The organism is Catenovulum agarivorans YM01 (genome assembly GCF_000281085.1).
Lineage (GTDB): Bacteria > Pseudomonadota > Gammaproteobacteria > Enterobacterales > Alteromonadaceae > Catenovulum > Catenovulum agarivorans.
In genome coordinates this window covers 303286-315069 of the sequence record NZ_JH767525.1, presented here as the reverse complement: position 1 = coordinate 315069, position 11784 = coordinate 303286, and the positions used below count along the sequence as shown (strand labels likewise).

Annotated in this window: 13 protein-coding genes and 1 other RNA gene; 1 reads left to right on the top strand and 13 read right to left on the bottom strand. The window is 37.0% G+C overall.

The features are described from left to right. Nucleotides 1-176: 176 nt before the first annotated feature. The 10 genes from WSC_RS0108795 to WSC_RS0108745 all read right to left on the bottom strand — a co-directional run bounded on the left by WSC_RS0108795 (nucleotide 177) and on the right by WSC_RS0108745 (nucleotide 7911). Nucleotides 177-1634, bottom strand: a complete 1458-nt coding sequence (locus tag WSC_RS0108795) for an NAD-dependent succinate-semialdehyde dehydrogenase (RefSeq protein WP_016955555.1) — start codon at nucleotides 1632-1634, stop codon at nucleotides 177-179. A 28-nt stretch (nucleotides 1635-1662) separates the two neighbouring features. Beyond that, a complete protein-coding gene (locus WSC_RS0108790; protein ID WP_016955554.1) occupies nucleotides 1663-2226 on the bottom strand; it encodes a hypothetical protein in 564 nt (187 codons plus the stop codon). 386 nt (nucleotides 2227-2612) lie between these two features. Beyond that, complete coding sequence (locus tag WSC_RS25485) at nucleotides 2613-2747, bottom strand: hypothetical protein (protein ID WP_016955553.1); 135 nt, start codon at nucleotides 2745-2747, stop codon at nucleotides 2613-2615. Nucleotides 2748-3025: 278 nt separating this feature from the next. After that, nucleotides 3026-3928 (bottom strand): hypothetical protein, encoded by a 903-nt coding sequence (locus WSC_RS0108780; RefSeq protein ID WP_016955552.1) that lies wholly within the window; start codon nucleotides 3926-3928, stop codon nucleotides 3026-3028. A gap of 361 nt (nucleotides 3929-4289) precedes the next feature. Continuing rightward, entirely contained in the window at nucleotides 4290-5510 is a 1221-nt protein-coding gene (locus tag WSC_RS0108770; RefSeq protein WP_016955550.1) for an ImmA/IrrE family metallo-endopeptidase, read from the bottom strand. A gap of 9 nt (nucleotides 5511-5519) precedes the next feature. Continuing rightward, nucleotides 5520-5771 carry a hypothetical protein gene (locus WSC_RS0108765; RefSeq protein ID WP_016955549.1) on the bottom strand — a complete coding sequence of 84 codons (252 nt, stop codon included), beginning with the start codon at nucleotides 5769-5771 and terminating at the stop codon, nucleotides 5520-5522. Between the two features lie 194 nt (nucleotides 5772-5965). Beyond that, on the bottom strand, nucleotides 5966-6250 hold the full coding sequence (locus tag WSC_RS0108760) for a type II toxin-antitoxin system RelE family toxin (protein ID WP_016955548.1): 285 nt from the start codon (nucleotides 6248-6250) through the stop codon (nucleotides 5966-5968). After that, the gene (locus tag WSC_RS0108755; RefSeq protein WP_016955547.1) at nucleotides 6240-6491 is read right to left on the bottom strand and encodes a type II toxin-antitoxin system Phd/YefM family antitoxin; all 252 of its coding nucleotides are present in this window, start codon (nucleotides 6489-6491) and stop codon (nucleotides 6240-6242) included. The genes WSC_RS0108760 and WSC_RS0108755 overlap by 11 nt, the downstream gene beginning before the upstream one ends. A gap of 124 nt (nucleotides 6492-6615) precedes the next feature. Continuing rightward, nucleotides 6616-7713, bottom strand: a complete 1098-nt coding sequence (locus WSC_RS0108750) for a site-specific integrase (protein ID WP_016955546.1) — start codon at nucleotides 7711-7713, stop codon at nucleotides 6616-6618. Between the two features lie 9 nt (nucleotides 7714-7722). After that, nucleotides 7723-7911, bottom strand: a complete 189-nt coding sequence (locus WSC_RS0108745; protein WP_016955545.1) for a hypothetical protein — start codon at nucleotides 7909-7911, stop codon at nucleotides 7723-7725. Nucleotides 7912-8017: 106 nt separating this feature from the next. Between WSC_RS0108745 and WSC_RS0108740 the strand changes: the two genes are divergently transcribed. After that, on the top strand, nucleotides 8018-9067 hold the full coding sequence (locus WSC_RS0108740) for a hypothetical protein (RefSeq protein WP_016955544.1): 1050 nt from the start codon (nucleotides 8018-8020) through the stop codon (nucleotides 9065-9067). Here the strand turns inward: WSC_RS0108740 and WSC_RS0108735 are convergent. The 3 genes from WSC_RS0108735 to ssrA all read right to left on the bottom strand — a co-directional run bounded on the left by WSC_RS0108735 (nucleotide 9064) and on the right by ssrA (nucleotide 11721). After that, complete coding sequence (locus WSC_RS0108735; protein ID WP_016955543.1) at nucleotides 9064-9450, bottom strand: hypothetical protein; 387 nt, start codon at nucleotides 9448-9450, stop codon at nucleotides 9064-9066. The two genes, WSC_RS0108740 and WSC_RS0108735, sit on opposite strands and share 4 nt — an antisense overlap. A gap of 64 nt (nucleotides 9451-9514) precedes the next feature. Then, nucleotides 9515-10954: a replication endonuclease gene (locus WSC_RS22285; protein WP_016955542.1), complete on the bottom strand. Its 1440-nt coding sequence runs from the start codon at nucleotides 10952-10954 to the stop codon at nucleotides 9515-9517. A 401-nt stretch (nucleotides 10955-11355) separates the two neighbouring features. Beyond that, nucleotides 11356-11721, bottom strand: a transfer-messenger RNA (tmRNA) gene (ssrA, locus tag WSC_RS24630). Between the last annotated feature and the right edge of the window lie 63 nt (nucleotides 11722-11784).

Here is an 11784-nt window from a genome sequence, read left to right as displayed (position 1 = left end):
CGATGGTAGTTTGGGAGTTCCCATGTGAGAGTAGCACACTGCCAGGCTTTTAATTTAAGAGAAAGGCCCACTCATCGAGTGGGCCTTTTTCGTTTATACCATCCAAAAAAAGTCATATCTAACAATCATATTGATTAGCCTTTTTATAATTTCCTTGATAATCAAAAATAGGCTAATTAATACTGAACTTTAGTGTATTTAACTTCTAAATATTCTTCTATTCCTAAAAATGAACCTTCTCGTCCAATTCCAGACTGTTTTACTCCGCCAAAAGGGGCTTTTACATCAGACAAAGCGACAGTATTAAAACCAAACATACCAAACTCTAAACTATCCTGTATTTTTTTCAGCTGTTGATAATTTGTTGAGTATACGTATGCAGCTAAACCAGCAACGATATCGTTTGCTTGAGTGATTGCTTCATCATTATCTGCAAATTCAATTATAGGTAATACAGGTGCAAATAGTTCATTTTGTGCTATATCCATGTGATTGGATACATTGTCCAAAATAGTTATAGGATAAAAGTTCTTATTTGGGGTCGCTTTAGACTTAAAAGCCACGTGTGCACCTTGGACTATGCTCGACTCAACCCATTTATGCACTGTCTTTATATGCCTAAGATTACTTATTGGGCCAAGATCTGTATTGGGTGTTAGGCCATTTCCCATAACCATGTCACTGACTTTCTCAATGAGGATTTGTAAGAATTTTGCCTTTACCTTGCTGTGAACAAATACTCTGTTTACACATATACATGTTTGGCCACTGTTTCTGAATTTTGATTGGATTAGGTCACTTGCCGCAAGATCTAAATCTGCATCTTCAAAAATAATAAATGGGGCATTGCCACCTAGCTCTAAAGATAATTTAGTTACATTTTCAGCGGATTGACTTATTAATTCTTTGCCTACTCTAGTAGACCCTGTAAAACTAATCTTCTTAATAATATGGCTTTGGTTGATTTGCTTCGAATATTCTTTTGGGCTAGTCGTAACTATGGTTTGTATTAAACCATTTGGAAAACCCGCTTGGTAAGCTAGCTCTGTTAAAGCTAATGCAGTTAAAGGCGTTAGTTCTGAAGGTTTTGCTATTATCGAGCAACCAGCGGCAAGAGCAGGCGCCATTTTACGTGTTAGCATTGCAGCTGGAAAATTCCAAGGGGTAATTAGCGAAACGACACCAATCGGATGTTTCGTGATTTGAATTTGCTGATCTGCTTCACTATTTAATACGCTACCATAAATTCGCGTGGACTCTTCTGCAAACCACTTAATATATTGTGCAGCGTACACAGTTTCTGCAATTGATTCTTTAATTGGTTTTCCTTGCTCTAGCGTGATCAACTTTGCAAGGTCTTCTTGGTTTTCTAATACTAATCTATACCAATTAAACAATAGCTTAGATTTAACCTCAGCTGGTACTTCAGCCCATTCTGATTGAGAATTTTTGGCTTGATCTAATACTTTTTTCGTTAAGCTAAAATCAAAATCACTTAATTCAATTAGAATAGAATTATCGTAAGGATTGATAACAGCTAAATCACTGTTGTGTGCATACCATGAATCAATGCAATATGAACCTGGTTTTATAAGTGATTTGTTTGCGATTTGTTTTTTTAAAATGTTTTGCACAGAGATGCGTCTAACTAGTTGGAATGATTTAATTGCTATTTAACTGTTGTTGCCAGATTATTTCAAATTGTTTTCTTTGTTGTTTTTTGGAATTTGCGCAATAAATGAAATCTGATTGGGTTTGTTTTTGCTGGCGACATCTTGGCTCTAGTTGAAAATAGGTATCCCAAGCTTTGGCCTTCGTGTGATCATACACATGATTGCTAGCCGTAAATTGACTATCAGTTGTTTTGAATTTGTTTCTGTTTGGCTGGTTATACTTGCGGTTACGCAAGTTTGGTTGTAGATGCGTTTGCTTTTTGCTTAGGGAGTCAGGCTGTACATTATGTTTCTGACCTAAACGCTGGTTTCTCAAGCATTGTTGATGTCTCGATTTTATTGCTCTCTCGGCCCGTTTTATATCTTTATATTCATCTTGGTTATATCCTTCTCGCATTTCTTGCTTAATAGAATTCATCCATTTACCAATATCATTGCAATGTATTTGGCTATAATCAATTAAGCGTAAATTACTATATGAGCAAGCAGAATATAAAAGGGTAACAATGATTAAAATGAAATAAGCTTGAAGTCTAATTAGTTTAGCAATCATCCATTTGCCTTTTTGTTTGTGTGAATGGCTAAAATATAACCTATGTTTCAACTAATGTCACTTGGCTGTTATTAATAACCGGAATATCTGAGCTTGATATAATTATCTGTAAGTTATTTAAGCTTCACTCCCATTGTCATACCCATAGGCTTCAACACTTTGTTGAGTGTCTGTAAAGATGGGGTGCCTGTATCTGTTTCAATTTGTTGGTTGAGTGGATGGTCTTTTGGTTGCTAATAAACTCAACTTGGCAAATGGTCTGCCAAGTTTCATTGAGATGCATTTCAACGTCTACAGTTTTCATAGTCAGCCCCACTACAATATATGTAGCGCAGTATAATACGCATTTATTTCTCTACTGATGTGAGCTTACTATAATGCACTTTTTATTTGTGAATAAGTTTGCACACTGAAATGTGGTTATCACGCAGCAATAAACCTTCACCGTCAAACAAGTTGTTTTCTTTGTCTTTTGTATTGTTAATTTGAGTGTTGTCTAAGGGTAAAGTGACACTAGGCATAGTAACATTTTTACTAACACCGGTTTTAGTAACATGCTCCGGTGTTACTAAAAATGTTACGACAAAGTGCGGATGTTACCAAACAAACAGGAACGAATACGAACAAGGAATGGTGTATTTTGTTGATTTTTAAGGGTTTTTAGTGCTTTATCGAACGATGCGGAACGTGTGGTGGTGGAGCCGGGGGGATTTGAACCCGAAGTTTTTTGTTGTTTCATAAATACTTAACCGATTTTTGTTAAAAATAGGCTCGATCCATCAAGCCTATTTTGTACTGGTTATGCTGCTTTATCTATAAATAGCTTATGCACGTTTGAACTCCATTTGCCATCATGAATGATTCTATCAATATGTAGATTTTCATTTAAGATGTCTTTTTTGGTAAATTGAGAGATTAATTCCCAATTCCCACCCAGAATGTAAGTCGCGTTATTATAATATAAGCTTTCCAGAATGTGGAAGCCAGCTCTTGGGAAACAATATACTATGTATCCAGTAAACCCACCCCGACCAATCGCAACAGATTCAGGGTTGTGCTGCTCAATTTCGCTAAGTCTGAAATCACATATGTTTCTCTTATTAGAACTAGCACTACGCTTAAGCTTTTTCAGCACTTCCAAATCATTCCTCCAAGGCAGTTCGCCTTTGGGAAGTATCTCCCAATTTAGCTTTTTTACGTTAGACAAAATTGGAAGTTTATTCTGATCAAAAAGCTCTACATCACCGAACATTTCTAAAAAAATGTTTATCGCTGATATTAACGTGGATTGGTCAGACGTATTGAGTGAATCGGTCACAGCAATCAACTGTTGTTCCATATTTGAGATTGTGATTTCCAAAGAGGTGGGAGCTATGGATTCTCGTTGGTACTTCATTCTTTGAATTGATACAACCTTACTATATTCATTCCCTTGATAATCTTTCCATTCCCAATATCGGTCGACAAAGTAGGGGATCTTCGGTTTGTCTTTTAAACGCTTACCTAGTTTTCCAATTGCATTAAATCTAGTTTTAGCTCCAAGAGCTTTGGGGAGCATTCTTTGACCAACTGAAATTTCATCTGGAAATCCATATTTTTTTAGAATATCTAATTTATCGGAATCAAGTTTAATACCGACGATGATTTTCTTTCGGTCACCAATTAGTCTATTGAATTTGCTAAGGGTTCGTATTGATTTCATTACTTCGCCCCTTCAATTGGTACTAACATCGGGAATGCTCTCATTCCGTACTGGCTAGCGTATTCAGTTTTTTTCGTCTTTGGGTTAGTTCTATACGGACGAAATATTAATTTCATACCTTTCGGTATGTTTATCTTCTTAGAGTCTTTAGTCATAGTAATTCACCTTATAAGGTTGTAATTAGAGACCAAGTAGTTGCAAAAAGGTAAATATTTGACTAATATTACGTCGCTAAGCAAAGCACGGAAGATTAGAAACATCTAACTTTCTTGGTGTGGTCTCTGGATTTCACCATTTCTAAGTATTGCAGTTGAGGTTGGTGGTACAACCTCAACTGATACTTAGAAACCAACTAAATTTTTTACTTTTCGAATAAAATTCTTACCCTCTTGCTGCCGATCCATCTATTAAATTTTCTGTAGTCCCCTGACTCTTTTCTATAACGCCCAGCGATAATACTTGCGTCTACAGAATATCGATTAGCAAAATGGGCTAAATCATCAGCGTCTTCAATTTCTGGATAAACTGTATTTTTCCACTCGTCTTGGTCCATTAGCGCATCAAGCGCAAGTGAGTCAGCTTCTATTTCAATATCATCGTTTTCTGCACTCTCTAAATCATCAAAAATATCAGATCTATCTGCATCAAGGTGCTTCCAAACATGAGCTAATTCATGCATAAGAACAAACCAAAAATTATCTAATCGGTCATATCTACCTGTAATTCCAATAATAGGATTTTCATCTAAACCTTTCATAGCCGCACCATCCAAGTACGTTTTGCTAAAATGAGGTTCGTAAATCAGATGAATACCATTCCTTGCTAATTCTTCTTGAGCTAATAAAGGACCATTTCTGAACTTAGATAATTTTAAAATTTCATTCATAAAATCTAAACTCAAACACTTTTTGTTGAATGAGGTTTTTACAAGCTTGTTATTTTTTGCCTTTTTAAGAACTTCACATTTCCAAACCTGTAAATTAATTTCATTCATTTCTTTAACAGAGCGCATGTGGGTTGAATTTACAGAGCTCCGACAAAACACTTTTGGTGTCTGACCGAATTCAGAAAGGTAATCATGTATTAATTTTTCTGCATTCTTTTTAAAAGTTGCTGTTGCAGTCTTATAGCCCTCAAAAATCCCTCGATTTAACATTTCTTTTAAAGGGTATGTCGACACATCTATTGCTAAATTATCTCTCGTCGACGCTGGTTCTGACATTAATATCTCATAAGGTATAAATAAGTGCTCATGCAATCTCTTTATCATGGATTTAGTTAGGCTCTTTTTGCCTGATAAGATTTCTGAAACCCTACTACTAGCACCTAGTATTGGCTCTAAATCTTTTCTAGTAAGCTCTAACTGTTCCATTTGAAACTTTATTGCACTTATAAAATCGACTTTTCCAAAATCGAATTTCTTTTTTTCGTACTTATCAATTAAGTAACTCAATAATTCAAACTCATCTAAAAATTCTTTATTATGTTTTTTATTTTCATATTCTGAGATGAATTGAGTTAGCTGGCTTTGAGCCAACGTATAATCACTTTCCGTTTTAATTATCTTTAACTTGTAATTCATCACTTACTCCTAGTTTCCAACAAAGGTTAAAACGACTAAACCTATCTCGAAAAATACTAAAAACCTTATAGAAAACTCGTGTGCAATTTCTAATTGAAATTCGCCATTGCTTACACGCGTTTTAGGGAAACTCCTGAAAATATCAGATTCACTTTTCCAGTCTGAACCTGCAACTAGCTTTTCCCAAACCACTAGCTGTGACCTTATCTCTGCAACTTGCTCAATGCCTTTTGCTATTTTGTCACGATTATTGATCTTCAAAAATATCCCCCATCTTTTTATATTATACGATCAAAAAATGCACAAGTCAAATCTAGTAATTGAATATTTAATTAATTACATTTTTTGTAACTAATTAAATTATTCTAACTTGTAAGAATGAATACTATGATATTGATAGGAATTGCACGTTAACCAAATGAGGTATTGGCTTTAATTATTCCATCTTTAGTTATCTATAATCTATTTTTGATGTCTTGATAAATCTTGCCTTTGTCTCGCTTCCCTACGCCTAAAACCAATACAGTAATCTCACTGTTGTTGACTTCATAAACAAGGCGATAGCCAGCGGTACGGAGCTTAATTTTATAAACAGAATCAAAACCACTGAGCTTTGCCGATGGTATATTAGGGTTTTCTATTCGCTCCGCTAGTTTCTTTTTAAACTGGTTTTGAATTGGTGGCGCAAGTTTTTTCCATTCTTTCAACGCCACTGGCAAAAATTTTAACTTATAAGTCATCCAGTGATACTTCTATCGCTTGCGACTTATCTTTTAGACGCTCTTTAACTAATTTAGTCAATTCAATATCATCAAGCATTTCCATCATCCATTCGTAGGTATCCGCGGGGATTAGATAAGCAGCTGGTTTATTATGGTTCAATATCGCAATCGGAGAACCAGCAGCCTCGTTTAATAAAGCTGTTGGACTTTTTTTCAATTCCGAAATGCTGGCTGAGCAATCTGCTAAAACTTGTCTCATAGTAATAAACCTAAAATAAGTATCTATTTGTGTACTTATTTTAGGCTTATTATGTTTTGAGTAAAGCTTTTTGTTTGATTCTTAGTCGCTCTGTTAGATTAACGGGTTATATTAAACTTGTGGCCTAGTCGTTTTTAATCCATTTACCGTAAGTTTTTATAATCATTCCCCAATCTTCATGACCCATTTGTTGGGCAACCCATAGTGGATTTTTGCCTTGGGATAACATTTGAGAAGCAAAAGTATGGCGTGTTTGATATGGATTTCGGTATGTTAAATTTGCTTGCTTAATAGCAGGTATCCAGATTCGTTTTCTTATAGCTGATGTGTCATACCAATAGTCGTTGTTAAGCATATCGGGGAATACTAAATTTTTAACGCCCAAGTTAAGGGCTTTTTGCTCACGTAAAATATTATAAGCTCGGTCACACAATTCAATGGTTCTAATGCCTGCTTTGGTTTTGGTGGTTTTTAGTTTTTTATAAACAAATGCTTTGTTAACCGCGACTGTTCTATCATTTAAATTGACGTCATCCCATGTTAAGGCCATGTATTCAGAAGTACGTAATCCTGTAAAAAATGCAAACTCAATCATATTTCGGTCTGCTTGGGATGAAATGTTCTTTAGGAGTTGGTCTATTTCACCTAAAGTAAACGGGTTGATATCGGCTTTGCTGAGTTTCAGATTTTTAACCCTAGCCATTGGATCTGTATCGATAATTTCATCTTCGTATGCTTGTCTAAAAGCGTCTTTTAATGGCGTAAGTATGTTGTTTATTCGCTTTGGCGACAAAGTTTGTTGTAGTTCAGCAACCCAATCTTTGATTAAGCTTGGCTTTATCTCCGATAGTTTCAACTTACCTAACTTTGGCAATATGTTTGAGTAAACAATCGTTTTATAACCTCGAATTGTACTAAAGGCACAATATTTACGTTTACGCGCAAACCAACTTGATAGTAATTCTTCAACGGTCAAATGGTTCGCCTGATTTATGGTCAGCGACTTAGCTTTTTTGCTGTTTGGAAAGTGTGCTGCATAATCAAATTTTCCTAAACTAATCTCATAAATTATCGCTTCTCGTTTTCTTGCGAGTTCTTGCATTATAGTTTTCGTTGGTTTGCATTTTATGGTTTCTCGGCAACGAATATTGTTATAAGTGAACTCGATAGCTATGCTGCTTTTGTTTGCTTTAATGCCTGTAAGTTTTGGTAAATTATTCATAGTAACCCCTTAGTGTTTGCAACCTGATTCAATCCAACTGGTGATTTGTTCGAAAATTAATAAGATGCGGCCGTCTGGCGCTTTGATGTAATGCTGATTTAATACCCATTGGCCTTTTTTAATCTTTGAGCGAATTGCTTGCTCGGTATAAATACCGAGTTGTGCGAATGATTTAACTGACATATATTTGCTTTCCATTTGTAAGCTCCTATTAGCTTTACTTGTTTTCGTTGGGCTTTATGGTGCTGTAGGTCATGCCAGAAAAAGAGGGAGAAAAGGGTTCGGAAACCCTTTAAGTATATATATGACTAGTGTTCAATATGATATTGAGGTTTTTGAATCTATTTTAAATCATACAGTTAACTTTCTTGAAGCAAATAGAAGTGAAACCTCAGATTGGTTGACATATATAAGGGCTTTCGGTGCTGAAACTCTAAACTCTTTACGTAATAAACACCAACCTCAAGCGAAAGTGCGGTTTACTTATGATGAACTATGGGAATTTTTTCATGTAGCGAAATATAAGAGCCTTCCGACGGAAGTCGTTGATGCAAAAAGAATAATCAAAAGATATGACGATACATTTCGAGGTACTATAGAAAAGCTGAGTGAAGACTATACTAAATATCTGTTGGAAAATGGCTGTTCTTTTAAACTAAATATTGCCTCTATAAAAGGTGGTGGGGCAGGTAACAAAACCAAGTACTACTTTCGTCTTGAACCACTGATTGACAATAAATCACCAGAAGTAAACGTTAGGCTGGGCAGTAGTGTTGACTTAATTGAGTATCGATTAGTTGAAATGCCCAATTTACGCTGGTACGCCAGTTGGCTTTCGAAAATTGAGTTAACGGGCTGGCGGCGCTGGTTGTACGTGTCAATTCCCATATTTTTATTACTAGAAGCATATTTTGCATTTGTTGCTTTTGTGCACTTAAAAGATTTCGCTCTTGGCTTTTTTGGGACTCTGGTATTCATAGTTAATTTTGTCGTGTTTTTACCTTTTAGTGCCTATTTTAGCTTAACAAATTCACGTGTAGCGGAAGCGCCTATTTGGCTTTTGCCGTTGTCGGTTCGATGTGCGCAATTAGTGTCTGTGCCTATTGAAGATCTCAAAAGTAAATCACGAAAAATTGAATTGAGGGTTTACCAAGCTGAATGTCCTATCTGTGGTGCAGAGGTTGATGTTGTAAAAGGTAAAGGAGAGTTTAAAAATCGTTTGATAGGCCAATGTTACGAAGCTGGCAATGAGCATATATTTAGTTTTGACCACGTAACTAAAAAAGGCGTGCCGCTACGAAGTAACGGCTATTATCGAGTTCACAAATTGTCAAAGAGCGAAAAAGCGGATTAGAAATCCATATCTATCAAAGCGAAGTTTTTATAAAACGTAGATTTACGTACTTGAAGTAAGCCATCGTTTGGCGTTTTCACAATAACTTCGGTTTCATCATTTAGTACAAGCATTCCAACCACAACGGCTATATCCTCATTGGTGTAGTCGTATTCTTTTTCAGCGTATACAGCATGGCTATTGAGTAGTTCATAAGCTTCTTGGTTTGTGAAAGTGGAAAGCTGTTGAAGCATTTCTAAATCAGGAAAATCACCAAATGCAAATACGTTAGGCGCAATTTCGACTTCATCATCAAAAAAAGCTTCTGACCTAGTTGGTTTTTGGGCTATTGGTTTGGTCGATTTTTTAGATTTTTTTCTTCGGTTATTTCTGCTTACAGGCATTTTTTGTATCTCTCAATTTAGTTTTTAAAAGGTCGGTACAGTTATTTACACAAGTCCAAGACGCTCAGTCGGGCGGGGCGCAAGAGCGCGCCCCTCCTCCTTCGCTGAAAAGCATATGTTCATAGGCTAGATAGGCTTCTTCGCACTTACGTGCGCGGGCAAGATGGTTTTGAAATTGAGCTTCTATGTCGTATTCAAGGTCGCACTGCTCGATAAATTCAAATTGTTCGCTACGCGAAGAAGTTGAATTTAACGACCCTGATAATTTCCATTCGTGTATGCGGCTAGTGATGATTTCACCATTGCAGATTAATCCTTTTAGTTTCTTCGTCTGTTTCGGTAGCTGGACAACTTCAGCCGTATCAAGGTCGTAAACTAGACCATTTTCAATTTCTTCGTAATAAGGTTGGATTGGTCTAGCTGAGCGGGGAAGGTTAGCGCCACCCATTAATAAGTTATATGCAGCCCAATCACTTGCATCGGCAGCTTGCCGCGCACTTTCGAGCAATTCGTCATCTTGAGTATTTTTAAGTTTTCTTAGTTCACGCCAAACGGTAACAGGTGCCCCACCAATTTGCTGAAACTGTCTAATGTTCCACGTGCTGGCCCAAGCTTCAATTTTTTGCGCAGCTACTTTTGCATCGTTCCCTTCTAAATCTTCATCTATTCCGAAACCATCAATATTTTTAGCTATGTATTTAGCAATGTAGCCAGCAGCACTACCTCTGTTTTTATCTATATGAACGACTTTTAGTCTGTGTTTTAAATTTGCGTTGGTTGTATCTGCGTCTTTGAGAGCGTAGTGCTTAAAAATGTCTACTAATTGTTGCACTTCCTCTGGATGAACAAATAACAACATATGCCAGTGTGGGGTTGCATCATGGTGAGGTTCAGCAACTCGAAAGCCGTATGGGTGAATCTCTTTTTTATTGTAAGCAGAGCGAATTTTAATCCAGTCGTTGTTTAAAAACTCCTGAACATCGGCAGGGGTTGAGCCATTGTATTTTGCGTTAGGTTTACCATTCGCGGTAATTTGGTGAAATCTTGATGGTGCTGTAATTGTTACAAACAAACCTACATGATTGTTGTATTCTGCTAGTTGTTCAAAGCCCTTCACTCTAACCATTAACTCCGCGCGTCTAATCGCAGGGTTAGAAATGTTTTTATCAGATAGCTCAGCTAGTGAAAATTCTTGGCCAATCTCATTTGTGACAAATGTTGACTCTAAAAACAGTCGTGACAGTGCTTTTTCTTTTAGCCTATTTTCTAACGTTAGGTTACTCGAGTAGGCTGATCTATGTTTATGCACTAGCTCAAGGTTACGAGCCAGTTGCTCTAAGGCTTGTTTCTGTAATCTTTTAAAGTTTCTGAACCACCACTTTTCGCAAGTAAAAGCTTTTAGTTGCGCTTGGTAATCATTTTCTTTGGGCAAGTGTTTAATGCCATAGCACCGTGCTTCCTCAGCAACGCTCGCCAGACTGCTCGCTTTCGCTTCGTCAGGCACGGTTGCTAGGGCATTTGCTTTTTCTCTTGCTAATTTTTTTAATTCTTCAAGGCTGTCTGAAAGGTTTAAATCGTTCTGTCTGAGTAATCTATCAATGTCGTTTAAAAATTGGTTTGCTTCACGATAGCCATGAATGGTGCGTATTTTGTGGAATTTTTCGTTAATTGTGTCGGTATAAGCAGGGTGAAGATCATGGAAAACTGCATGGAATATACGGTCTTCAAGAGGGATAAACTCGTCTGAATTTTTTCGTAAAATATTGTCATTTTTGTCAAAAAATGGGTATAAAGCAGCCCTTTTGAGCCTACTAGAGCCTATTTCGCGAGAAATTTGATTGAGCGTTAAACCTTTGATTTCATTAGGTTTAATGCGTCTGGAGTGGTCTGTATTGGTTCGGCTTGTGGTGGAGCCGGGGGGATTTGAACCCCCGTCCGAATAACTGCCGTCTTCGGTACTACATGCTTAGTTTGTCTTTAATTTCATCTAGCAGCTGCGAACAAACACGCCACTATTAGACTATCCTGAATTAAATTTCATGCTTCAGCTCTCAGGCGGGAGCATCCACACTATCTTGTTTGGGTTTGAACTTCTGTTATTCCCCGTCTTACAAGCGGAAGCTAGGGCAGAAGTGCTAAGAGCAGGTTATTAAGCTGCTAAAGCGTAAGTTTCGTCGTTTGCGACTATTTTTTTGCGGCTTTTTACGTGGCCAACCGCCCCACGGCATGCACCTTAGAGTTTTAGAAACCCGTCGAATCCTAATCGGCCCCTGATCAGGGTGTTGCTCACTCAAGGAAGGCGGATTCTACGCATTTTACCGCCTAACTGCAAGT

Bases quoted from the DNA above. Each gene is read 5' to 3' on its own strand.
- WSC_RS0108740 (WP_016955544.1), top strand. From the start codon at position 8,018: ATGACTAGTGTTCAATATGATATTGAGGTTTTTGAATCTATTTTAAAT.
- WSC_RS0108735 (WP_016955543.1), bottom strand. From the start codon at position 9,450: ATGCCTGTAAGCAGAAATAACCGAAGAAAAAAATCTAAAAAATCGACC.
- WSC_RS0108780 (WP_016955552.1), bottom strand. From the start codon at position 3,928: ATGAAATCAATACGAACCCTTAGCAAATTCAATAGACTAATTGGTGAC.
- WSC_RS0108790 (WP_016955554.1), bottom strand. From the start codon at position 2,226: ATGATTGCTAAACTAATTAGACTTCAAGCTTATTTCATTTTAATCATT.
- WSC_RS0108755 (WP_016955547.1), bottom strand. From the start codon at position 6,491: ATGAGACAAGTTTTAGCAGATTGCTCAGCCAGCATTTCGGAATTGAAA.
- WSC_RS0108750 (WP_016955546.1), bottom strand. From the start codon at position 7,713: ATGAATAATTTACCAAAACTTACAGGCATTAAAGCAAACAAAAGCAGC.
- WSC_RS0108770 (WP_016955550.1), bottom strand. From the start codon at position 5,510: ATGAATTACAAGTTAAAGATAATTAAAACGGAAAGTGATTATACGTTG.
- WSC_RS0108760 (WP_016955548.1), bottom strand. From the start codon at position 6,250: ATGACTTATAAGTTAAAATTTTTGCCAGTGGCGTTGAAAGAATGGAAA.
- WSC_RS25485 (WP_016955553.1), bottom strand. From the start codon at position 2,747: ATGCCTAGTGTCACTTTACCCTTAGACAACACTCAAATTAACAATACA.
- WSC_RS0108745 (WP_016955545.1), bottom strand. From the start codon at position 7,911: ATGGAAAGCAAATATATGTCAGTTAAATCATTCGCACAACTCGGTATT.